This window comes from Arthrobacter sp. 10T44 (assembly GCF_056393885.1).
On sequence record NZ_JBFTGT010000005.1, the window covers coordinates 109,358 to 131,476 of the forward strand.

Here is a 22,119-nt window from a genome sequence, read left to right on the forward strand (position 1 = left end):
CCTCGTGATGGGGTCCGACTCCGACTGGCCCGTGATGGAGGCCGCCGCCGAGGCGCTGGCCGAATTCGGTATCCCCTTCGAAGCTGACGTCGTCTCCGCCCACCGCATGCCCACCGAGATGATCCGCTACGGGCAGACCGCGCATGAACGCGGCCTGCGCGTGATCATCGCCGGCGCCGGCGGCGCAGCACACCTCCCCGGCATGCTCGCCTCCGTGACTCCCCTGCCCGTGATTGGCGTGCCCGTGCCGCTGAAGACCCTGGACGGGATGGACTCGCTGCTGTCCATCGTTCAGATGCCCGCCGGTGTGCCGGTGGCCACGGTCTCGATCGCCGGCGCCCGCAACGCCGGGTTGCTCGCGGTCCGGATGCTGGCCTCGGGCACGGACGCCCTCGCGGACCAGCTGCGGTCCGAACTGGTGCAGTTTGCCCAGGAACTCAACGACGCCGCCACCCGGAAGGGTGCGAACCTGCGCAGCAAGGTGGCCGAAGTCTTCTCGGACGAAAACAGCGTCACGCGGGGCGGCCGGTAGGGGTCCAGCACATGAGCAAAGGTTTCGCCGCTGCGCAGGAAAAGTCGCAGCCGCCACGGAGCGCCCTGACGGACCCGGTCCGCTACCCCTCCGGAGCGGCGTCGCCGGTCCTGGCCAAGCGCGCCTTCCTGCTGATCCTGATGACGCTGCTGGTCCCCGGCAGCGCCCAGACCGTCGCGGGCAACCGCCGGCTGGGGCGGTTCGCGCTCCGCGTCACCCTGACCGCATGGGTCCTGGTCATCGCGGCCCTGGTCCTGCTGGTGGTGTCCCGCCCGACGCTGATCAACTTCATCGCCAATCCCGCCACCTCGCTGGTGCTGGTCATCGTGCTTGCGCTGCTCGCCCTCGGCTGGGCGGCCCTGTTCCTGAATACGCTGCGCCTGGTCCGCCCGGTGCTGCTTGAGACCGGGACGCGCACCGCCGTCGTCGCCACCTTGGTGCTGGCCATGCTGCTCAGCAGCGGCAGCCTGGGCTACGCGGCGTACCTGCTGAACGTCGGCCGGGACGCGATCGGCACGATCTTCGCCAACGGCCCGGCCATGGAGCCGTCCGAAGGCCGCTACAACTTCCTGATGATGGGCGGCGACGCCGGGGCGGACCGCACCGGCCGCCGCCCGGACAGCCTGTCCGTGATCAGCGTGGACGCCAAGACCGGCAAGGCGGCGATCATCTCCATCCCCCGCAACCTCCAGAACGCGCAGTTCAGCGAGGGCTCCCCGATGCGGAAGATCTACCCGGACGGCTACGACTGCGGCAATGAGTGCCTCATCAACGCCATCAACACCGAGGTCACCAACAAGTACAAGGATCTTTACCCCGGCGTGCAGGACCCGGGCGCCCAAGCCACCCTCGAGGCGGTTTCCGGTACCCTCGGCATCAAGGTCCAGGCCTATGTGCTGGTGGACATGGACGGCTTCGCCAAACTCATCGACGCCATGGGCGGCATCCGGATCAAGGCCGGCGGGTGGGTCCCGATCAGCGGCCCCACCATCGACGAAGCCAACGGAATCCACGGCATGCCGCTGGGCTGGATCCCGGCCGGCGACAACAAGCTCGACGGCTATCACGCCCTCTGGTACGGCCGCTCCCGAGAATTCGTCGACGATTACGCCCGGATCGCCCGCCAGCAGTGCGTCCAGCAGGCGATGCTCAAGCAGATGGATCCCGCGACGCTGCTCGCGAAATTCGAGGGGATCGTCAAGGCCGGCACCAAGGTGGTCGACTCCAACATTTCCGCCAGCCAGCTCGGCAGCTTCGTGGACCTCGCGATGAAGTCCAAGGGCCAGCCCGTAAGCCGGCTGACGATCGGGCCGCCGGACTTCGACGCCTCCTTCTCCACGGTGCCGGACTTCAACAAGATCCACCAGGCGGTGGACAAGTTGCTCGGCCCCGCTCCCGCGGCCGGGGCAGCCGACGACTCCATCCGCCAGCCGGCCCTGGTGCCCGGACCGCTCTCCGCGGCCGGAGCACTCTCAGCCACCGAGCCTTCGCCGTCGCCGTCGTCGTCGGACTTCACCCCCGTGACCACCACGCCGGAGGGCGAGCCGATCACGGAGAAAATGCTCAACGACTTCAAACGCAACGGCGATGAGCAGTCCATCCGCAACCTGGTGGCCACCAACGGCCAGTGCGCGCCACTCTAGGTCCGGACGGTTGTTCCGTCCCTCCAGCAGGTTCCAGCCACCAGCTCGCCATGAGCAGATAGGTATTCCGTGTACGAACTTGAGAACGTCCTCCGGCCCTACGCCTGGGGGTCGACCACCGCGATCGCCGGTCTGCTCGGCCGGCCGGCCTCCGGCGGCCCGGAGGCCGAGCTCTGGATCGGCGCCCACCCGGACTCCCCGTCGCTGGCAGTCACCGCAGCAGCCGCCGACGGCGACGGCGGCCGGCTGGCCCTGGACGAGCTGATCGCCAGCGACCCGGAGCACCATCTGGGCGGCGACAGCGTGGCCCGCTTCGGTCCCCGGCTGCCGTTCCTGCTCAAGGTTCTTGCCGCCGAACGCCCGCTGTCCCTGCAGGTGCATCCGACGCTGGAGCAGGCGCGGGCCGGGTTCGCCCGCGAGGAGGCTGCCGGCGTCGACCGGGCCGCCACGGAGCGGAACTACAAGGACGACAACCACAAGCCGGAGATGATTTTCGCCCTGACGCCGTTCGAGGCCCTCTGCGGGTTCCGGCCGGCGGCAGAGTCGCGGGCCGTGTTCCTGCACCTGGTGCAGTGCCTTGAGGTCGCGGGCCTGGACGTCCCGGCCCTGCTCCCCCGGCTGCTTGAAGACCTGGCCCGGTCCGACGAACCGGCGGCCCTTAGGGCAGCCTTCGAGCGGCTGATCGCCGGCGGCGAGGACGTCGCCGCCGCGACGGCCGCCGTCGTCGCCGCGCTGGTCTCCGGCGCGCCCATGGCATCGCACGGGGCGGAGCTGACCACGGTGGTGAACCTCAACCAGGACTACCCCGGGGATCCCGGCGTGCTGATCTCGCTGCTGCTGAACCGGATTTCCCTCGCCCCCGGCGAGGCCGTGTACCTGCCCGCCGGCAATGTGCACGCGTACCTGCACGGGCTCGGCATCGAGGTGATGGCGTCCTCGGACAACGTGCTGCGCGGCGGGCTGACACCGAAATTCGTGGACGTGCCGGAACTGCTGAAGACGATCGCCTTCGAGGCCGTCGGCGTGCCGGCGCTCAGCGCGGAGACGACGATGCTCGGCCAGGAGATCTATCGGCCGCCGTTCCAGGAATTCGCGCTGCAGCGGGTGGAACTGCGCCCCGGCGCGGAACCCGTGCCGCTGGCGCAGGCCGGCGCCGCGGTCATCATCGTGGTGTCCGGCGCAATCCTGCTGGACTCCCCCAAGGGCGATCTGCAGCTGGAGCGGGGCGCTTCGGCATTCCTCCCGGCCGCCGAGGCGCCGGTCAACGTGCACTCCGTCGCGGGTGCCACCGGGCCCGCCGTGGCCTTTGCCGTCTCTACCGGAATGAAGGCCTGAACCGTGGATTACTTCCTGCAGGGCCCGCACTGGGCCGACGTCCAGCGCGCCCTGGGCCGCACCGTGCACGAGCAGGCCGGGGAGGGCTGGCGTTTCCTCGCCGTCGAGGAACGCAACCCTGCCGGGAAGGTGCTGTACGTGCCGTACGGGCCGCTGGCGGAGTCCCTAGCCGCCTTCGACGCCGCGCTGGAGTCCCTGACGGCGCTGGCGCAACGGTGCGGGGCGGTGTGCATCCGGCTGGAACCGGTCAGCGCCGGGTTCGCGGCCGCCGACGCCGGCACCGTGCTGCGCAGCCGCGGCCTGCGGCCCGCGCCGGCGAACCTGCAGCCCGAACTGAGCTGGATCGTGGACCTGGACCGCGACTTCAAGGGCGTCCTGGCGGACATGAAGCCGGTCAACCGCAACCTGTACCGCAACGTCCATAAGAAGGGTGTGACCTTCCGGTCCAGCCAGGATCCCGCGGAAATTTCCGTGCTGCTGGAGTTCCTGCACCTGACCGCGGCACGCAACGGCTTCAAGCCGCAAAGTGACGAGTACCTGACCCAGGTTGCACGTTCGCTGATGCCGGCCGGCGCCGCCACGCTCTTCATCGCCGAACTCGAGGGCAAGCCGATCGCTGCGGCCCTGGCCTACGACTCCGCGGACACCCGCACCTATGCGCACGCCGCCCTGGATGACACGCACCGGAAGCTCAGCGCGGGTATCCCGCTGCTGGTCACGCTGATGGCCGATGCCAAGGACAAGGGCCTGGCGCACGTGGACCTCTGGGGCGTGGCCCCCGCGGACCAGCCCGACCATAAGTGGGCCGGATTCACGGCGTTCAAGAAATCCTTTGGCGGCCGTGAAATTTCGTACCCCGGAACCTGGGACCTGCCGGTGAAGAAGGTCCGCTACGGCGCGTACCAGCTCGCCCGCAAGGCCGCCCAGCTCCTCAAGGGCCTGCGCGCCAGGCTCGGTAAGTAGCGCTAGCTTCCGGCCGAAACCGCGCGTTTCTGCGCCTCGTAGGCGCTGGCGACCATCTCCTCGACAGAGTGGCGCATCTTCCAGTCAAGGTCTCGGCCGGCCAGGGTCCCGTCGGCGACGATCCGGTCGGGATCCCCGGGCCGGCGCGGCCCGATCTCCGGCTCGAAGTCGATGCCGGTCACTTGAGCCATGGCCGTCATGATCTGCCGGACCGACAGGCCGTCGCCGGATCCGAGGTTGTAGACACGCTCCAGTGTCCGGCCCGCAGCGAGGGCCTGGGCCGCGGCCACGTGGGACGACGCGAGGTCGGCGACGTGGACGTAGTCGCGCACGCAGGTGCCGTCCTCGGTGTTGTAGTCGGTGCCGTAGATCTTCGGGGTCTTCCCCGACGTCAGTGCCCGCAGCACGATCGGGAAAAGGTTGTGCGGGCTCGTGTCGTAAAGCTCGGGCGATCCGGAGCCGACGACGTTGAAGTAACGCAGCGAGGTGTGCTGCAGTCCCCGGGCCCGTCCCTGGTCCCGGATGAGCCACTCGCCGATGAGCTTGCTCTCGCCGTACGGGGATTCCGGCCGGGTGGGCGTGTCCTCGGTGACGATGTCCCCGGACGGGGTGCCGTACGTGGCTGCGGAGGAAGAGAACACCAGTTTGTCGACTCCGGCGAGCTCCATCGCCTTGAGCAGTTCCGCCGTTCCGGTGACGTTTTGCTCATATGTGAGCAGCGGCTCCTGCACGGAGACACCGGCGTACTTGAAGCCGGCGAGGTGGATCACCCCTGTCACGCCGTGGTCGAGCATGGTGCGGGCCATCAGCTCGGCATCGAGGATGTTCCCGTGCACAAAGGGCACGTCGTCCGGGACGAATTCCCGGTGCCCGCTGGACAGTGAATCCACCACCACCGATGGCATCGACGCCGCGCGCAAAGCCGCGACCACATGGGAACCGATATATCCTGCGCCGCCAGTAACAAGCCAAGTCATGGCTCCACCCTATCCAATGCCGGCGAAAGCCCGGCAAGCCGACGTCGGGCTGCCGCACAAATAAGAGATCCCGGGACGCAGGGCGCGTCCCGGGATCTCTTGAGTGCCGCTGGTGCTAGCTCTTGCGGGCGTAGCCTTCCCACTTGCTGGCCTGGTGCTCGCCGTCCACGAAGCGGATGGTGCCCGACTTGGAGCGCATCACGATGGACTGGGTGAGGACCTTGTCCTTGGAGTAGCGGACACCCTTGAGCAGGTCGCCGTCGGTGATTCCGGTAGCCGCGAAGTAGCAGTTGTCGCTCGAGACCAGGTCGTTGGTGGAGAGCACCCGGTCCAGGTCATGTCCGGCGTCGATGGCCTTTTGCTTCTCTTCGTCGCTGGTGGGCCAGAGCCGGCCCTGGATGACGCCGCCCAGGGACTTGATGGCGCAGGCGGCGACGATCCCTTCCGGCGTTCCGCCGATGCCCATCAGGGCGTCGACGCCGGTACCGGCACGGGCCGCGGCGATGGCGCCGGCGACGTCGCCGTCCATGATGAACTTCGTGCGGGCGCCGGCCTCGCGGATTTCCTCGACCAGCGGGCGGTGCCGGTCCCGGTCCAGGATCATCACGTTGAGCTGGTTGACCTTGACGCCCTTGGCCTTGGCGATCAAGTGCAGGTTCTGCTTCACCGGCAGGCGCAGGTCCACCATGTCGGCGGCTTCCGGACCGGTGACGAGTTTCTCCATGTAGAACACGGCGGAGGGGTCGAACATGGAGCCGCGCTCGGCCACGGCCAGGACGGCCAGGGCGTTGTTGATGCCGAGGGCGGTCAGCCGGGTTCCGTCGATCGGGTCGACGGCGACGTCGCACTCGGGGCCGGTGCCGTCGCCGACACGCTCGCCGTTGAACAGCATCGGGGCTTCGTCTTTTTCGCCCTCACCGATGACCACGACGCCGTTGAAGTGGACGGTCTGCAGGAAGGAGCGCATGGCGTCGACGGCGGCGCCGTCGGCCTTGTTCTTGTCGCCAAAACCGACCCAGTGGCCGCCGGCGATGGCCGCGGCCTCCGTGACGCGGACCAGCTCCAAGGCAAGGTTGCGGTCAGGCTCGTCGATGCCGACGGCGAGCGACGGGGAAAGCGTGGAGTACTTCTGGGTCATGGACGCTGGTGACACGTGAACCTCTTCTTCGAGTGGCGATCATTGAACCCGCGGCATCCGGTCTCCGGCCACCGCGGTGATTCGTCTGGTACTGATCATAGTCGCGGCGGCCTCCATCGGTCATGGAATGACCAAACCGTGAACCTGCCCGGATTCGGCAGGCGCCCTCCCGCCGAATGTGAGATCGGTCCGGAATGGGCGACTATAGAGGGGTGAATGAATTGCAGGACACGTCGCCCGAGGCCCCCGGATCGCCCTCCGTTGGTGCAACGCCGGACGGCGAAAGCGCCGCCGGCGAACAGCCCGTCAAGCCCGTCATCCGCGCCGCAGCGGCAAAGCGGGCCAACGCCTCGGTGATCGGTATGATCATCGCGCTGGCCCTGAGCATTGGCGCGTTCCTGCCGGTGGTCTTGATGAACCCTTCGCCTAAGAGCGATGGGTACCGTCCGGACATCAACGTCAGCGCCATCGCGCAAAACGCCGAGGGTGTGGCGGGATTCACACCGGTAACCCCGGAAACCGGCGACACATTCCGCTCGAACTACGCCCGCTGGGAGTCCGGTTCCGGCAGTGGCGTGGCCACCTGGGAGGTCGGCTACCTGACGCCCAAGGAGTCCTTCATCGGGCTGGTTCAGACCCGGCAGGCCAACCCGACCTGGCTGCTTCAGCAGACGAAAAACGCGCCGGTGACCGGGACGCGGACCGCCGGCGGCCGCGACTGGCAGCTGCGCGACACCGGCAAGGGGGAGAAATCCATGGTGCTCGATTACCGCGGGACCACAGTGATCCTGACCGGGCCCGCGCAGCTGGAAGAATTCTCGGTGCTCGCCGCGGCGGTCGTTAAGTCGCTGGAAGGTAACCCGGCAGCCACGGTTTCCCCCTCAGCCACCCCGGCGTCGTAAGGTAGGGCCGTGGCTACTTATCTGACTCCCGCCCTCGCCTGGCGCCGCCTGCGCGAAGGCAATGACCGTTTCGTCGCCGGCGAATCCTCGCACCCGAACCAGGACGCCTCGCGGCGGTCCTCCCTGGTGGAGAACCAGCATCCGTTCGCCGTCATCTTCGGCTGCGCCGACTCGCGCCTGGCCGCCGAAATCATCTTCGACCTGGGCCTCGGCGACGCGTTCGTCGTCCGGACCGCGGGCCAGGTGATCGACGACGCCGTGCTCGGCTCGCTCGAATACAGCATCAGCGTGCTCGGTGTGCCGCTGATCGTGGTCCTTGGCCACGACAGCTGCGGTGCCGTCATCGCCACCAAGGACGCCGTGGAGACCGGCCAGATGCCGGTTGGTTTCATGCGGAGCCTGGTCGAACGGATCACGCCGTCGGTGTTGACCTCGCTGCGCAACGACCAGCACGAGGTCAACGACATGGTGGTGGAGAACGTCAAGCAGACCTCGCAGCGCCTGGTGGACAGTTCCCGGGTGATTTCCGACGCCGTCGGAAGCGGCCGTGCCGCCGTGATCGGGCTTGCGTACAGCCTCGCCGAGGGCCGGGCAGACCTCGTCTCCGGGATCGGTGAGCTCTAGGGGCCTCGTTTCAGTGCCGGTTCATGGTTTTCGGTGCGACGCTTGGGCGGAATAAGCTAGGCCCATGACTTCCACAGCAGACTTGAACACTGAAGAATTCCGCATTGAACACGACACGATGGGCGAAGTCCGCGTTCCCGTGAACGCCCTGTACCGGGCACAGACGCAGCGCGCGGTCGAGAACTTCCCGATCTCCGGCAAGACCTTGGAGCGCGCCCACATCGAGGCCCTCGCCCGTGTCAAGAAGGCTGCAGCCCAGGCGAACGCAGAGCTGGGAGTGCTCGACGGCGAGCTTGCCCAGGCGATTGCGGACGCCGCCGATGAGGTTGCCGCCGGCAAGTACGACGGCGACTTCCCGATCGACGTCTTCCAGACCGGTTCCGGAACCTCCTCGAACATGAACACCAACGAGGTCATCGCCGAGCTCGCGTCCCGCGCGCTCAAGGCAGCCGGCAGCGACAAGGTGGTTCACCCGAACGACCACGTCAACGCCTCGCAGTCCTCCAACGATGTCTTCCCGACCTCGGTCCACGTGGCTGCCACCTCGGCGCTGATCAACGACCTGATCCCGGCGCTGGGCTACCTCGCCGACTCGCTGGACCGCAAGGCCATCGAGTTCAAGGACGTGGTGAAGTCCGGCCGCACGCACCTCATGGACGCTACCCCCGTCACCCTCGGCCAGGAGTTCGGCGGCTACGCCGCGCAGGTCCGCTACGGCATCGAACGCATCAACGCCTCCCTCCCCCGCGTCGCCGAGGTCCCGCTGGGCGGCACCGCCGTCGGCACCGGCATCAACACCCCGGCAGGCTTCCCGGAGCGCGTCATCGAACTCCTCGCCGCCGACACCGGACTGCCGCTGACCGAGGCCCGCGACCACTTCGAGGCCCAGGCAAACCGCGACGGCCTGATCGAAGCGTCCAGCCAGCTGCGCAACATCGCGATCTCCTTCATGAAGATCAACAACGACCTCCGCTGGATGGGCTCCGGCCCCAACACCGGCCTCGGCGAAATCGCAATCCCGGACCTGCAGCCCGGCTCCTCGATCATGCCCGGCAAGGTCAACCCGGTCATCTGCGAGGCCTCCATCATGGTCTGCGCCCAGGTCATCGGCAATGACACCGCCATCGCCTGGTCCGGCACCAACGGCGCCTTCGAACTGAACGTCGGCATCCCCGTGATGGCCGCCAACCTGCTCGAATCCGTGCGCCTGCTGGCCAACACCAGCCGCGTCATGGCGGACAAGATGATCGATGGCATCACCGCCAACGTGGAGCGCGCCCGCTTCCTCGCCGAAGCCTCGCCGTCCATCGTCACGCCGCTGAACAAGTTCATCGGCTACGAGAACGCCGCCAAGATCGCCAAGAAGGCAGTCGCCGAGGGCCTGACCATCCGCGAGACCGTCGTGGCCATGGGCTTCCTGGAGCGCGGCGAGCTGACCGAAGAGCAGCTCGACACCGCCCTGGACGTCATGTCCATGACGCGTCCGCCGCACAAGGCCTAGTCGCCAGGCTCCGCGGCCCGTAGCGTCCGACGGCGGCCGGCACCTTCCCAGCGGAAGGCGCCGGCCGCCGTCGTGCGTTTAGCCGGCACGGCGCTCATCCGAAAGGCGGGCGGTGCTACTCCAGCGGCACCTCTCCTCCCGCGGCGCGGCGTTCCTCCGCGGTGTAGGCAGAGTAGGCAGCGGCTTCGTCCAGGCTGGCACCCGCCATGCGGGCTTCCCGGAGCCGCCGGGTCTTGGCGGACTGGCCGGAGAAGGCGGCGTCCACGTTGCCGGCCGCGTACGTCAGGGCATCCTCGGCCCGGATGCCCAGCCCGTGCGCCGTCAGGACGGCGTCCTGGTTGGCCCCAAGGTAGGTGAACTGCCAGCCCCACTGGTGCTGCTGACGTTCGACCAGGGCCTTGACCATGGCACCGCTGGCCTCGCGTGAGGCATTTTCGTGGCCGTCGGTGAGCACCGCCACGAGCACGGTGCCCGGGCGCTCCGGTTCGGGCAGCGCCGCCAGCTCAGCGCCGGCCTCCCCGATCAGCCGGACCATGGCGTCGTGCAGGGCCGTAGTGCCGCGCGGCTGGAGCACCAGCGGCGGAACGTCCCGGATGTCCACCGCGGCGTAGACCCGCTCGTAGACGTCGTCGAACTGCGCTAGCGAAAGCTTGCATCGGCCCGCCACCGCCTGCTGCTCGCGGACGAAAGCCGCGAAGCCTCCCACGGTGTCATCGGCGATGGAGCTCATGGAACCGGAGCGGTCCAGGAGGACATAAACGTGCGTCAGTGCTGAATCTGTCATGCTTCCCCGTTTCCGGCCCGGGCGTGCCCGGGCCACTGTCGCCAGCTGGGAGAGCTGGATGGAAGCAGGCTATGGCCGGGCTGTGACAATCATGTCCGCGGTCCGGCCGGGCGGACCGGCCTACGTCAGCTCCGGAAGTGCGCCGCGCCGTCCGGATCCCGGGCTTGTTCGATCGATTCCAGATGCCCGGGCATCAGCTCGGGGAATTCTTCGGGCCGGAACCAGCCCACGGCGAGGGATTCGTCGTCGTTGACGCGCGCCTCCCCGGAGACATAACGGCAGCGGAACACGAGCGTCAGGAAGTGGCAGACGTCGCCATTCGGGTAGGTGGTGGGACCAACGGCGTCCACCGAGACCAGCCTTTCGGCAACGGCCACCACGCCGGTTTCCTCCAGGACTTCGCGCAGCAGGCCCGGCGCGGGCTCCTCGCCCGGTTCCAGGATCCCGGTGATCAGGCCCCACCGGCCGTTGTCGGCGCGCTGGCCGAGCAGGACCCGGCCGGCGTCGTCGAAGACCACGGCGCAGGCGCCGGGAATCCAGAGGGGTTCCTGGCCGATCTTCTCACGCAGTTTCAGGATGAATTCAGGGGTGGCCATCCCGCCAGCCTAACCTCCGGGCAACAGCATCGCGGCCGCAGTCCCGGCCAGCATGAAGGGGCCGAACGGAATGTCCGACTTCAGCGTTCCGCGCCGCGAAACGAGCAACGCCATACTCCAGAGTCCGCCGAACAGGAACGCCGCAAACGTTCCGGCAAAGACCTGCCCCCAGCCGAGGAACCCGAGGTACATGCCCAGTACGCCGGCGAGCTTGACGTCGCCAAAGCCCATCCCCGGCGGATAGACGGCCCGCAGGATGAAGTAGAACAGCCAGAGGACGGCCCCGCCGGCCACGACCCGGAGCCCCGGCACGCCGAACAGCCCGGCCCCGCCGTCCTGCGCTGACGCTGACGCTGACGCTGCGGTCGGGACCCCCGCCACCGCCTGCGCCGCGGCAGCGCCGACCAGGAGCACGCCCGCGACCGCGTAGGAGGGAAAGATGATCCGGTTGGGCAGCAAGTGGTGCCGCACGTCGATGACCGTCAGCCGGGCAGCCATGACGGCGAAGTACGCGCACGCCAGCAGCGCCAGCCAGAAGGCCAGCGGGGCGGCTCCCCCAAGTTCGCCGAGTCGATGGATCACCCTCGGATGCTACTGGATTTTGCCGTGTCCGTGCCGCTCCCCGCCAGGGTCGGCGTGTGACTGGCGGCCACCGCGCCCCGCCGTTAGGCTTCCGGGATGACCGCGCCCGACTCCTACTGGCCCCCGTTCGCCCTCTCGCTGGCCACGCCCCGCCTCACGCTCCGGCCCATCCGCGACGAGGACATCCCGGCCGCGGTGCAGGCAGCCCTGAGCGGCGTCCACGAACCAGGCCGCAGCCCGTTCAGCCGGCCTTGGGCGGAAATGCCGGCCCGGGAGCTCGGCCCGAACATGGCGCAGTGGTACTGGCGCTGCCGCGGGAATATGTCCCCGCAGGAATGGACCCTGCTGCTGGGCGTCTGGCACGACGGCGAGTTCGTCGGCTGCCAGGACGTCGAAGCCAAGGACTTCGCCACCCTGAAGACGGTCAGCACCGGCTCCTGGCTCCGACAAAGCGTCCAGGGCCGCGGACTGGGCAAGGAAATGCGGGCCGCCGTCGCCCTCTACGCCTTTGACTGGCTCGGCGCCGAAGTCGCCGAATCCGAGGCGGCGGCCTGGAACCAGCGGTCGCTCGGCGTCTCCCGCTCCCTCGGCTACGAGCTCAACGGCATCACCCGCGCCAACTGGGGCGGCGAACTCCAGGACTCCCAACGGGTCCGCCTCACCCCCGATACCTTCAAACGCCCCGACTGGACCCTGGAAGTCCAAGGCCACGACCCCACCGCGAAGTTCCTGGGCATCGGATAACCCGAGGCGAATTTGCAGCCCCACGCAGATGGGAAGCTCGCCAGCCGCGCCGCGGGCCTTTCGCTTAGTCGCGCATCGCGGCACATCGGCCCCCAGAGGTCGCCCGCGACCGTCGGGGCCGATGGGACGTGTCTAAGCGACGGCGAAAGGGCCGTGGCGGGCCAACCCAACCACGGCCCCAAGAAAGCCGGCCTAGATCTCCGCCCCCTCGAGCATGTCCGTCACCAACGCAGCGATCGGCGAGCGCTCGGAACGGGTGAGGGTGATGTGGCCGAAGAGCGGGTGGCCCTTGAGGGTTTCGACGACGGCTGCCACGCCGTCGTGCCGTCCCACCCGGAGGTTGTCGCGCTGGGCGACGTCGTGGGTCAGCACGATTTTGGAGTTCTGGCCGATCCGGCTCATCACGGTGAGCAGGACGTTCTTCTCGAGGGATTGCGCCTCGTCCACGATCACGAACGCGTCGTGGAGTGAACGCCCGCGGATGTGCGTGAGCGGCATGACTTCGAGCATGCCGCGGTCCATGACCTCCTCCACCACTTCCTCGCTGACCAACGCGCCCAGGGTGTCGAAGACGGCCTGCGCCCAGGGGTTCATCTTCTCGGACTCGGAGCCGGGCAGGTAGCCGAGTTCCTGGCCGCCGACGGCGTAGAGCGGCCGGAACACGATTACCTTGCGGTGCTCCCGCCGTTCCAGGACGGCTTCCAGGCCGGCGCACAGGGCCAGCGCGGACTTGCCGGTGCCGGCCCGCCCGCCGAGGGACACGATGCCCACGGACGGGTCCATCAGCAGGTCGATCGCGAGCCGCTGCTCGGCCGAGCGTCCGTGCAGGCCAAAGACGTCCCGGTCCCCCTTGACCAGGCGGACCTGCTTGTCGGCTCCGACCCGGCCCAGGGCGGAGCCGCGGTTGGAGAGAAGCACCAGGCCGGTGTTCACTGGAAGTTCGGCCGCGGCCGGGATGAAGACCGGTTCGTGGCCGTAGAGCGTGGCCAGCTCGTCCTCGGCGGCGTCGATCTCGGCGATGCCGGTCCAGCCGGAGTCCTTGACGAGCTCGTTGCGGTATTCGTCGGCGAGCAGCCCCATGGCGGAGGCCTTGACCCGCATCGGCAGGTCCTTGGACACCACGGTCACGTCGCGGCCCTCGTTGGCGAGGCTCTTGGCGACGGCGAGGATCCGGCTGTCGTTGTCGCCGCCGCGGAATCCGGCCGGGAGCACCTCGGCAGAGATGTGGTTCATCTCGACCATCAGGGTGCCGCCGTCGTTGCCCAGCGGGATCGCGCGGTCCAGGCCGCCGTGCTCCACCCGGAGGTCGTCGAGCAGGCGCAGCGCCTTGCGGGCGAAGTAGCCCAGTTCCGGGTCGTGCCGCTTGCCTTCAAGCTCGGTGATGACAACGATCGGCAGGATCACCTCATGCTCGGCGAAGCGCAGCAGCGCCCGCGGGTCCGAAAGCAGCACGGAGGTGTCGATCACGTAGCTTCGGGCGGCCTCCCGGCTTGCTGTTCCTTCCCCGGAAACAGCAAGACCGGCGGCAGCGTCGGAATGCGCTGCGCCGGTCTTGGAAGTGGCTCGCTTGGCGCGAGAGGTAGCTTTCTTGCCCTGGTCGGAAATGACGCCGGGCAGTTCTGCAGAAATAGCCACATCGACTCCAGCCCCGGGCCGCTGGCCCGGAATTGTTATTGGTGAGGCGGCTCGGCCTCGAGGCCGGACGCGGCCTCCCATACATCCGGTGCGAACTTCCGCTCCATGTACTGGCCTCCCCGATCAGCCGGCGGTTTGCCCGCTGATGGGATTAACGTACGTCCACGGCCCGCGCATTGCCGATCCATTTTTCGGCGATTCTTGAATACATCAGGTGAAGCCCGGATGAACCGTGTCAGGAACCGAAGCGGCGCTGCCGGCCGGCGTAGTCGCGCAGCGCGCGGAGGAAGTCCACCTTGCGGAACGCCGGCCACAGGGCCTCGCAGAAGTAGAACTCGCTGTAGGCGCTTTGCCACATCAGGAAGCCGGACAGCCGCTGCTCCCCGGAGGTGCGGATCACGAGGTCGGGGTCGGGCTGGCCGCGGGTGTAGAGGAAACGCGAGATGTCGTCGACGCTGAGTTCGTCGGCCAGCTTGCCGATGTCGGCGCCGCGGGCGACGGCGTCGTGCAGCAGTTCGCGGACGGCGTCGACGATCTCCCGGCGGCCGCCGTAGCCGACGGCGACATTGACGTGGATCTTTTCGTGCACGGGGGTGCGGGCCGTGAGCTTGTTGAGCCGCTCGGCGAGGTAGTCCGGCAGCAGTTCCGGGGCGCCCATGGCGTGCACCGAGATGTCGGCGTCTTCGTCGAGGCGGTCCAGGGTGTTGGCGATGATGCCCATCAGCAGGTCCAGCTCTTCGCCGGAGCGGTTCATGTTGTCCGTGGAGAGCATGTAGAGCGTGACGACTTTGATCCCCAGCTCCTGGCACCAGCCGAGGAATTCGTGGATCTTGTCCGCGCCGGCCTGGTGGCCCTGGCTGGTGGGGGCATTGAACTGCCGGGCCCAGCGCCTGTTGCCGTCGACCATGACGCCGATGTGCTTGGGGACGCGCTCCGGGTCAAGGGACCGTTGGAGGCTGCGCTCGTAGAAGCCATACAGGAACCCGGGCAGTTCCATCCGGAGATTCACCTGGCTTCCTTGAGGTCTGACGTCAGTGCATTCCTAGGCTACCCGCCGGAGGGCAGGTACCACGCACACCGCGGTCGCGATTTTCCTCCGCGGACCTTGTTACCCGCGGGTAACTTACCGGACCGTAGGTTATTATTGCGGCATGGAGAGCACCAGTCCGGAGCCCGGATCCGAGCGGTCCGCGCACAGCGAAAACAGCCCCAAGGGCCGGGAAAGCAGCCCGGTGGACGACGCCGCCGTCAGGATCGCCGAGCTCCTGATGATCAAGCCGAAATGGCGCGGCTGGATCCACACCGTCACGGCGCCACTGGCCTTTGCTGCAGGCCTGGTGCTGGTACTTCTGGCCCCGACCGCCGAGCTGAAGACCGCCTCGGCGGTCTATGCCTTCACAGGGGTGCTGCTCTTCGGCGTCAGCGCTGTCTACCACCGCGGGAACTGGTCCCCCGGGGTCAAGATCGTGCTGAAGCGGCTGGACCACACGAACATCATGCTGGTGATCGCCGGCAGCTACACACCGCTGGCTTGGGCGCTCCTGGACCGACCCAAGGCCGTGCTGCTGCTGTGGGTGATTTGGTCCGGCGCGGTGCTCGGGGTGCTCTTCCGCTTGTTCTGGACCCACGCCCCGCGCTGGCTCTACGTGCCGATCTACATCGCCCTGGGTTGCGGGGCCTTGTTCTACCTGCCCGATTTCTTCGCCGCCAGCGCCCCCGCCGCCGTGCTGATCTGCGTGGGCGGAGCCCTCTACATTGCCGGCGCCGTGTTCTACGCGCTGAAGAAGCCGAATTTCAGCTACGAGCACTTCGGCTTCCACGAGCTATTCCATGCCTTCACGGTCTTTGCCTTCGCCGCGCACTACATCGCGATCGCGATCGCCGTCCTGGGCTGACCGCTGAGCCCGGCCGGGCCGCCGGGCCGACTGGGTTCTCCCCACCTTTGAATTCCAGACGCCGGGAACCGCCGGGGTTCCGGCCCGACACACCGGGCGCCCACTCCAAAGTTGGGGAAATCCAGCGCCGGCGCCACCCTCAGCCCGGCCGGCCCGCGGCAATCAACTCCGGGAGCTGGCGCATGTCGTGGAAGACCGTGGTGCCGGGGCCGGCGAGCCATTCCGCGGGGGTCACTCCGCCCGCATAGGCGAACGCGTGCATCCCCGCGGCCCGCGCCGCCTGCACCCCGTAGGCACTGTCTTCGACGACGGCGCAGCGCTCCGGCGCGGTCCGGAGCACCCCGGCCGCATGCAGGAAAAGATCCGGGGCCGGCTTGCCGTTGGCCACCTCCGTGGCACTGAAGATCCGGCCGGCAAAACGGTCTAGCAGCCCGGTCCGGCCCAGTGTCCGCCGCATCTTCGCGTGGCTGCCGCTGGAGGCAACACAGTGCGGAAGCCGGAGCCGGTCCAGGGCCTCCTCCACGCCGTCGACGGTGGTGAGCTCGCGTTCGAAGGCATCGTGGTACCACGTCTGGTAGGTCCTGTCCCAGCCTTCGGCCAGTTCGATGCCCAGTTCCCGTTCGACGGTGGCGATGAAGTTGGCCTCGCTCCGGCCGACGAAGCGCCGCACGATTTCCTCGATCTCCAGCTCCCAGCCAAGGTCGGCCAGGACCCGCTGGTCCACCTGGACCGAGATCACCTCCGAGTCCACCAGGACGCCGTCGCAGTCAAAGACCACCAGGTCAAAGGGAGCCTGGTCCCCCGGGGCAAATGTCATTCCGCCATGGTAGCCAGCCGGGCACGGAGCGCGGCGACCGAACCCGCCGGAAGGTCGCAGACCATGCCGCGGCACAGGTAGACCTGCGGCGACCCGCCCGGCCCCGCAGTGCGGCCGCGGAGCAGGGGGACCTGGCCGCCCCCGGCGTCCCCTGCCGGGTCCTGGAGCGCAATCACCAGTCCCGGGCTGGGCGAGAGCAGCAGCGCGCGGTGCAGCGCCGTCCGCTCCGGCGTGTCGGCCCCGACGACGGCGGCTTCCACCGGGCCCGCCAGCGCGGCCCGCGCCGTGGCCAGCAGCCACCCGGCCACCCGGGGTGCGTTGGTGGCTAGCGGCGGCAGCAGGGACAGGATGTTTCCGGCCATGGCGCGGCGCTCCGAGGATCCGGACAGCGCGGCAGAGGACAGCAGGACCCCGGCAAATGCGGCCGCACCGCTGGGGGTGGCGTTGTCGAAGGGATCCATTCCGGCCCGGCCCCCCTGGGCGTTGAGGACCTGTGCTGATTCCCCGGCGGCGTCTCGCAGCGCCCCACCGGCCGCGAACCGGGTGCAGGCGGACGCCAGGATGGCCTCGGCCAGGGCATACCATCGCGTCCGCCCGGAGACGGCGTAAAGCGCGAACAGGCCCTCCACGCAAAAGGCGTAGTCCTCCAGCAGGCCGCCGATCCCGCGGGCAGACCCGTCGTGGGACACCCGGAGCAGCCGGCCGGGCTCCCCGCCCTGACCCGGGGTCCAGTGCACCCGTTCCAGGTAGCCGGCGATCCGCTCGGCCGCGCCAAGCAATTCGGGGCGGTCCAGCACGGCACTGGCCTCGGCCAACGCCGCGAGGGCCAGCCCGTTCCAGCCGGCCACCACCTTGTCATCCCGGGCAGGCTGCGGCCGCGCCGCGCGGGCCAGCCGCAGCACGGGCCGGACCCGCTGCCACAACGCGCCTTCCGGGCCGTCCAGCGCGTGGCCGGGATGCAGCGGCGACCCGGCTTCGGACACGGTGCCGGCATCGGAGACATGCATCAGCCGGGCCACGGCGGCGCCGTCCGCGGGCCCCAGCAGCTCCGCCAGTTCTCCGGGGGTCCACAGATAGCTGGCGCCCTCGGAGTGCACCCCGTCCACCACGGTGTCCGCATCGAGGGACGACGCAAGCGCCGCCGGGCCTTCGGCGCCGCCTTGGCTAGCTTGCGCCGCCGCACCGGCCAGGCCCAGCGAGTCGAGCATCCAGTCCGCGGTGCTGCCCGCGACGGCGGCGGCCTCCGCGGCCGGGTACCCGTCCGTGCCGCCGAGACGGGCCCAGTGGACGTAGACGCGAAGTAACTGGGCGTTGTCGTAGAGCATCTTCTCGAAGTGCGGCACGGACCAGTCGCGCGTCACGGAGTAGCGGGCAAAGCCGCCGTCGAGCTGGTCGAACAGTGCCGAACGCGCCATGGCGGCGAGCGTGCGGCCCGCCACGTCCCGGGCCGCCTCCGCAGTGTCGGAGGCCGTGGCTGCGTGCCGGATCAGGAACTCCAGGACGGCCGACGGCGGGAATTTGGGCGCGGCGCCGAAGCCTCCCGCGGCATCTTCGGAGCGGGCCAGCGCGCGCACCGCCGCGGAAATCAGGGCCGGGTCGAGGACGGCCGCGGGCGCGTCCAAGCGGACGGCGGACGCGGACTGCGCGGCGGCGATGCCGCGCGCCAGCGTGGCGGCGTTCTGCTCGACGGCGTCGCGGCGTTCCAGCCAGGCCTCGCGGACGGCTTCCAGCACCTGGCGGAAGGAGGGCCTGCCGGGCATCGGCCGCGGCGGGTAGTAGGTGCCGGCGTGGAAGGCCCGGCCGTCAGGCAGCAGGAAGACTGACATCGGCCAGCCGCCCTCGCCGCTGATGGCCTGCGTGGCGGCCATGTAGACGGCGTCGACGTCGGGGCGTTCCTCCCGGTCCACCTTCACGGGGACGAAGTTGGCGTTCAGGAAGTCGGCGGTGTCCTGGTCTTCGAAGGACTCGCCGGCCATGACATGGCACCAGTGGCAGGCGGCGTAGCCGATCGACAGGAACACCGGAACGTCCCGGGCCGCGGCGAACGCGAACGCTTCGTCGCCGAAGGGTTGCCAGTGCACGGGGTTGCCGGCGTGCTGGCGGAGATAGGCGGAGGGTTCCCCGCCCAGGGCGTTGGCCGCCCAGGGTGAGGCATCGGAGGCGCCGCGGTCAGCGGTTCCCGGACCCTGCATCACCGTTGGCTTCCGGCCGGATGTCCGCGCCGTCGCCGGTTTGCGGGTGGCCCCCCAGGCTGCCGCCCCCGGGCTGCCCGGCCTGGACCTGTCCGGCTTCCTCGGCGGCGGCCCGCTCTTCCTCCACCTGCGCCCGGTAACGGACCCGACGGATCCGGCGCACCATGTCCACAATCAGCAGCGCCGTTAGCACCACGATGAACGCGGTCAGCAGGAAACCCAGCAGGCCCGGGGTGACCTGGTCCTGGTCGAGTCCCGGGCGCAGCGACGGCGTCGGTGTCGGTGCCGGGGAAGCCGCCAGGGCGATGAACAAGGAATGCACGGTGGGAACCTTCTGTGGGGAACGTCTTTTGCGGGTCTTCCGGTACCACTCTTCTACGCGGCATAGAAGTCCCTGCTGGAACTATCTTAGCCCGGCAAAGAAGTCCGTCTCGGGCACGTCGGTGGGGACCCGGGACTGGATCAGCGAGTAGTCCTCCCACGGCCAGGTCTGCCGCTGCATTGCCGGCGTCACCGCGAAGAAGAAGCCCTCCGGATCGATCTGGGTGCGGTGCGAGCGCAGGGCGTCGTCGCGGGCCTCGAAGAAGTCCCCGCACTCGATCTGGGTGGTGGTGGGGTGCGTGGGCGCGGGCGGGGTGTGCCCTTCCGCGTCCGCCTCAAGCCAGGCCGCGAGCCGCTCGGCATACGGCGACTGCAGGCCGGCTTCCTCGAGGGCGTAGTGCAGGGCGCGGAAGCGTTCGGGACTGAACGCACGGTCGTAGTAGAGCTTGCTGGGTGCCCAGGCTTCGCCGGTTCCGGGGTAGCGTGCCGGGTCGCCGGCGGCTTCGAAGGCCTCGACGGCGACCCGGTGCGCCATGATGTGGTCCGGGTGCGGATAGCCGCCGTTCTCGTCGTAGCTAAGGATGACCTGCGGCTTGAAGTGGCGGACCAGCCGGACCAGCGGGGCGGCGGCCCGCTCCAGCGGCAGGGTGGCGAACGAGCCGACCGGAAGCGGAGGCAGCGGGTCGCCTTCGGGCAGGCCGGAGTCGACGAAGCCCAGCCAGCGCTGGCGGATTCCGAGGACCTTGGCCGCGTTGTCCATCTCCAGCCGGCGGGCGCCCGCCATGTCCCGTTTGGGGTGCGGCGCACTCTCCATCGCCGGGTTCTGGATGTCGCCGCGGGAGCCGTCGGTGCAGGTGGCCACCATGACTTCGACGCCGGAGGCGGCGTACATGGCCATCGTCGCGGCGCCCTTGCTGGACTCGTCGTCGGGGTGCGCGTGGACGGCGAGCAGCCGAAGCTTGGCTGACGGGCTGGGGGACGCTGTCATCGTTGGACGGCTCCTCTTTCTTCTGCGGGGTCGGTGCTGCGCGGGCGGAACGGCGGTGCGGAAATTCCCCTGCCCGATCCACACTAAACTGGACTGGTGACTTCCGAGGAGCAGCCTGCCGCGCCCGCGCCGGCACCTACCAGCCTAGCCAATCGCTACGGCGGCCAAAAGCGCACACTGGGCGGCAGGACCAAGCGCAACATCCTGATCGCTGCCCTCGCGGCCGGAATCGGCTTCATGGCCTGGGTTTCGACGTCGGCCTCCACCGAATCCGTCAGCTTCAAGGACATCGGCTACAGCACGCCCGACGCCACCGTGGCGGAGGCGGATTTCCAGGTCACCAAGAATCCGGCCACGGCCGCCAAGTGCGCCGTCAAGGCCCTGGATGCCAAATTCGCCGTCGTCGGCTGGAAGGTCGTCGACGTCGGTCCCAACGCCGTCGATGCCGGCGCCGACGGCGGCCGCACCACCGTGCACCGGGTGACCATCCGCACCGAATCGCAGGCCGTGTCCGCCGTCGTGGACAACTGCTGGATTCCGGACGCCTCGAAGTAGCCGCATCCCGAAGGAATCGGGCCCGGAACCCGGGCCCGGGCAGGGCTCAAGGCGTAACACAGTGTGATCTGCGCCGCAGCGGTTCTTGGGTTTATCCACAGCATTGACTACAATGGATCAATACCCCTGCCCCGCTGAGCTGGTTACTGAGATCCATAAGTGGCCACCGTGGCGGGGTCTTTGCTTGTTTGACCAGCTTGTTTGACCATCAAAAGGAGAAGTCCGTGTCGACCACCAACAGCGCAACTGCAGCTTGGCTTACCCAGGAAGCTTTTGACCGCCTGAAGGCAGAGCTGGACCACCTCTCCGGCGCCGGGCGTGCAGACATCGTTCAGAAGATCGAAGCCGCCCGCCAGGAAGGCGACCTCAAGGAGAACGGCGGCTACCACGCGGCCAAGGAAGAGCAGGGCAAGATCGAGGCCCGCATCCGCCAGCTGACCGTGCTGCTCCGCGATGCACACGTGGGCGAGGCCGCTGCCGACGACGGCATTGTCGAGGCCGGCATGATCGTCGTGGCGAAGATCGCCGGGGACGAAGAGACCTTCCTGCTGGGCTCCCGCGAGATCGCCGGCGACTCCGAGCTGGACGTCTTCAGCGAGAAGTCCCCGCTGGGTTCCGCCATCGTCGGCCACAAGGAAGGCGACAAGCTCAGCTACACCGCCCCGAACGGCAAGGACATCACGGTGGAGATCATCTCCGCCAAGCCGTACGTCGGCTAACGGCACCAGTGCTCGACGCCGGCCCTCCCCTGCAACGGGAAGGCCGGCGTCGCCGTTTAACTACCGCATCGGCTCTAACTACCGGCGCCGGCTCAGCAGCAGGGCCGCGACGACGCCGCCGGCGGCCCCGCCCAGGTGCGCCTGCCAGGAGACGTAGCCCGCCACGATGGGCAGCATGCCGAAGAGGATGCCGCCGTAGGCCAAAAAGAGCACCAGCGAGAGCAGGATCTGGCCCCAGTGGCGGTTGAAGAAGCCCCGTACCAGCAGGAACGCGAAGAGCCCGAAGACCAGCCCGGACGCTCCCACCGTGATGTTGAACCCGCCGATCAGCCACACCGCCGCTCCCGAGCCGAGCCAGCTGGAGGCCAGCGCCGTGGCGAAGACCCGCACGCCGGACAGGAACACCAGGAACCCGAAAATGATCAGCGGCAGGGTGTTGGAGAGCAGGTGGGCCAGGTTGGCGTGCAGCAGCGGGAAGGTCAGGATGTCCAGCAGCCCGTCGGCGGAGCGCGGGCGCAGTCCGAAGGTGGCGTTCAGCGAATGCATCGTCAGGGAGTTGACGATCTCGATCGCGTAGAGCAACAGCACGAAGGAGCCCACCACCAGCAGGCCCAGCCGGGCCCGGGCAGCGGGGGTATCCCGCCGCTCGGCCTTGGACGCTTCTAGCACGGCGGCC

The 22,119-nt window shown here is 68.7% G+C and carries 23 protein-coding genes; 11 read left to right on the plus strand and 12 right to left on the minus strand.

Going from position 1 to position 22,119, the window contains the following annotated elements; genetic code table 11:
* The first annotated feature begins 7 nt into the window (after positions 1-7).
* The 4 genes from purE (at position 8) to AC1DBL_RS10840 (ending at position 4,473) form a co-directional block, all read left to right on the plus strand.
* Positions 8-532: a 5-(carboxyamino)imidazole ribonucleotide mutase gene (gene purE, locus AC1DBL_RS10825; protein WP_476893291.1), complete on the plus strand. Its 525-nt coding sequence runs from the start codon at positions 8-10 to the stop codon at positions 530-532.
* Between the two features lie 11 nt (positions 533-543).
* Entirely contained in the window at positions 544-2,175 is a 1,632-nt protein-coding gene (locus AC1DBL_RS10830) for an LCP family protein (RefSeq protein WP_476917585.1), read from the plus strand.
* A 69-nt stretch (positions 2,176-2,244) separates the two neighbouring features.
* The gene (gene manA / locus AC1DBL_RS10835; protein ID WP_441418473.1) at positions 2,245-3,510 is read left to right on the plus strand and encodes a mannose-6-phosphate isomerase, class I; all 1,266 of its coding nucleotides are present in this window, start codon (positions 2,245-2,247) and stop codon (positions 3,508-3,510) included.
* 3 nt (positions 3,511-3,513) lie between these two features.
* Positions 3,514-4,473: a lipid II:glycine glycyltransferase FemX gene (locus AC1DBL_RS10840; protein WP_441418474.1), complete on the plus strand. Its 960-nt coding sequence runs from the start codon at positions 3,514-3,516 to the stop codon at positions 4,471-4,473.
* A gap of 2 nt (positions 4,474-4,475) precedes the next feature.
* Here the strand turns inward: AC1DBL_RS10840 and galE are convergent, their stop codons facing one another.
* Both galE and glpX read right to left on the minus strand, forming a co-directional pair.
* Positions 4,476-5,450 carry a UDP-glucose 4-epimerase GalE gene (gene galE, locus AC1DBL_RS10845; protein WP_441418475.1) on the minus strand — a complete coding sequence of 325 codons (975 nt, stop codon included), beginning with the start codon at positions 5,448-5,450 and terminating at the stop codon, positions 4,476-4,478.
* A gap of 115 nt (positions 5,451-5,565) precedes the next feature.
* Positions 5,566-6,588 (minus strand): class II fructose-bisphosphatase, encoded by a 1,023-nt coding sequence (glpX, locus tag AC1DBL_RS10850; RefSeq protein WP_175322845.1) that lies wholly within the window; start codon positions 6,586-6,588, stop codon positions 5,566-5,568.
* A gap of 221 nt (positions 6,589-6,809) precedes the next feature.
* On the opposite strand from glpX, the gene AC1DBL_RS10855 reads away from it, so the two are divergent.
* From AC1DBL_RS10855 to AC1DBL_RS10865, 3 genes are all read left to right on the plus strand, one after another.
* Entirely contained in the window at positions 6,810-7,490 is a 681-nt protein-coding gene (locus AC1DBL_RS10855; protein WP_441418568.1) for a DUF4245 domain-containing protein, read from the plus strand.
* A gap of 9 nt (positions 7,491-7,499) precedes the next feature.
* Positions 7,500-8,114, plus strand: coding sequence for a carbonic anhydrase (locus AC1DBL_RS10860; RefSeq protein ID WP_441418476.1), 615 nt, complete (start codon positions 7,500-7,502; stop codon positions 8,112-8,114).
* Positions 8,115-8,178: 64 nt separating this feature from the next.
* The gene (locus AC1DBL_RS10865; RefSeq protein ID WP_441418477.1) at positions 8,179-9,615 is read left to right on the plus strand and encodes a class II fumarate hydratase; all 1,437 of its coding nucleotides are present in this window, start codon (positions 8,179-8,181) and stop codon (positions 9,613-9,615) included.
* Between the two features lie 115 nt (positions 9,616-9,730).
* On the opposite strand, the gene AC1DBL_RS10870 is transcribed toward AC1DBL_RS10865, so the two are convergent.
* The 3 genes from AC1DBL_RS10870 to AC1DBL_RS10880 all read right to left on the minus strand — a co-directional run bounded on the left by AC1DBL_RS10870 (position 9,731) and on the right by AC1DBL_RS10880 (position 11,577).
* On the minus strand, positions 9,731-10,399 hold the full coding sequence (locus AC1DBL_RS10870) for a VWA domain-containing protein (protein ID WP_441418478.1): 669 nt from the start codon (positions 10,397-10,399) through the stop codon (positions 9,731-9,733).
* Positions 10,400-10,524: 125 nt separating this feature from the next.
* Positions 10,525-10,995, minus strand: coding sequence for an NUDIX hydrolase (locus AC1DBL_RS10875; RefSeq protein WP_441418479.1), 471 nt, complete (start codon positions 10,993-10,995; stop codon positions 10,525-10,527).
* A 9-nt stretch (positions 10,996-11,004) separates the two neighbouring features.
* Positions 11,005-11,577, minus strand: coding sequence for a prepilin peptidase (locus AC1DBL_RS10880; protein WP_476926096.1), 573 nt, complete (start codon positions 11,575-11,577; stop codon positions 11,005-11,007).
* A 96-nt stretch (positions 11,578-11,673) separates the two neighbouring features.
* Here AC1DBL_RS10880 and AC1DBL_RS10885 point away from each other — a divergent pair, with 96 nt between their 5' ends.
* On the plus strand, positions 11,674-12,321 hold the full coding sequence (locus AC1DBL_RS10885) for a GNAT family N-acetyltransferase (RefSeq protein ID WP_476926097.1): 648 nt from the start codon (positions 11,674-11,676) through the stop codon (positions 12,319-12,321).
* A gap of 192 nt (positions 12,322-12,513) precedes the next feature.
* On the opposite strand, the gene AC1DBL_RS10890 is transcribed toward AC1DBL_RS10885, so the two are convergent.
* On the minus strand, positions 12,514-13,956 hold the full coding sequence (locus tag AC1DBL_RS10890) for a PhoH family protein (protein ID WP_476893254.1): 1,443 nt from the start codon (positions 13,954-13,956) through the stop codon (positions 12,514-12,516).
* Between the two features lie 235 nt (positions 13,957-14,191).
* Positions 14,192-14,953: an isoprenyl transferase gene (locus AC1DBL_RS10895; RefSeq protein WP_346959534.1), complete on the minus strand. Its 762-nt coding sequence runs from the start codon at positions 14,951-14,953 to the stop codon at positions 14,192-14,194.
* A gap of 256 nt (positions 14,954-15,209) precedes the next feature.
* Here AC1DBL_RS10895 and trhA point away from each other — a divergent pair, with 256 nt between their 5' ends.
* Positions 15,210-15,851 (plus strand): PAQR family membrane homeostasis protein TrhA, encoded by a 642-nt coding sequence (gene trhA / locus AC1DBL_RS10900; protein WP_441418569.1) that lies wholly within the window; start codon positions 15,210-15,212, stop codon positions 15,849-15,851.
* 139 nt (positions 15,852-15,990) lie between these two features.
* On the opposite strand, the gene AC1DBL_RS10905 is transcribed toward trhA, so the two are convergent.
* The 4 genes from AC1DBL_RS10905 to mca all read right to left on the minus strand — a co-directional run bounded on the left by AC1DBL_RS10905 (position 15,991) and on the right by mca (position 20,169).
* Positions 15,991-16,668, minus strand: coding sequence for an HAD family hydrolase (locus AC1DBL_RS10905; RefSeq protein WP_476893255.1), 678 nt, complete (start codon positions 16,666-16,668; stop codon positions 15,991-15,993).
* Positions 16,665-18,860, minus strand: a complete 2,196-nt coding sequence (locus tag AC1DBL_RS10910) for a thioredoxin domain-containing protein (protein ID WP_476926098.1) — start codon at positions 18,858-18,860, stop codon at positions 16,665-16,667. The genes AC1DBL_RS10905 and AC1DBL_RS10910 overlap by 4 nt, the downstream gene beginning before the upstream one ends.
* The gene (locus AC1DBL_RS10915) at positions 18,838-19,182 is read right to left on the minus strand and encodes a hypothetical protein (RefSeq protein ID WP_476926099.1); all 345 of its coding nucleotides are present in this window, start codon (positions 19,180-19,182) and stop codon (positions 18,838-18,840) included. The genes AC1DBL_RS10910 and AC1DBL_RS10915 overlap by 23 nt, the downstream gene beginning before the upstream one ends.
* An 81-nt stretch (positions 19,183-19,263) precedes the next feature.
* The gene (mca, locus tag AC1DBL_RS10920; RefSeq protein WP_441418486.1) at positions 19,264-20,169 is read right to left on the minus strand and encodes a mycothiol conjugate amidase Mca; all 906 of its coding nucleotides are present in this window, start codon (positions 20,167-20,169) and stop codon (positions 19,264-19,266) included.
* A gap of 96 nt (positions 20,170-20,265) precedes the next feature.
* On the opposite strand from mca, the gene AC1DBL_RS10925 reads away from it, so the two are divergent.
* Positions 20,266-20,724, plus strand: a complete 459-nt coding sequence (locus tag AC1DBL_RS10925; protein WP_476893258.1) for a DUF4307 domain-containing protein — start codon at positions 20,266-20,268, stop codon at positions 20,722-20,724.
* Positions 20,725-20,948: 224 nt separating this feature from the next.
* The gene (gene greA / locus AC1DBL_RS10930) at positions 20,949-21,443 is read left to right on the plus strand and encodes a transcription elongation factor GreA (protein WP_138769984.1); all 495 of its coding nucleotides are present in this window, start codon (positions 20,949-20,951) and stop codon (positions 21,441-21,443) included.
* Between the two features lie 78 nt (positions 21,444-21,521).
* Here greA and AC1DBL_RS10935 read toward each other — a convergent pair whose 3' ends face one another.
* The gene (locus AC1DBL_RS10935; RefSeq protein ID WP_441418488.1) at positions 21,522-22,112 is read right to left on the minus strand and encodes a rhomboid family intramembrane serine protease; all 591 of its coding nucleotides are present in this window, start codon (positions 22,110-22,112) and stop codon (positions 21,522-21,524) included.
* Positions 22,113-22,119: the final 7 nt, after the last annotated feature.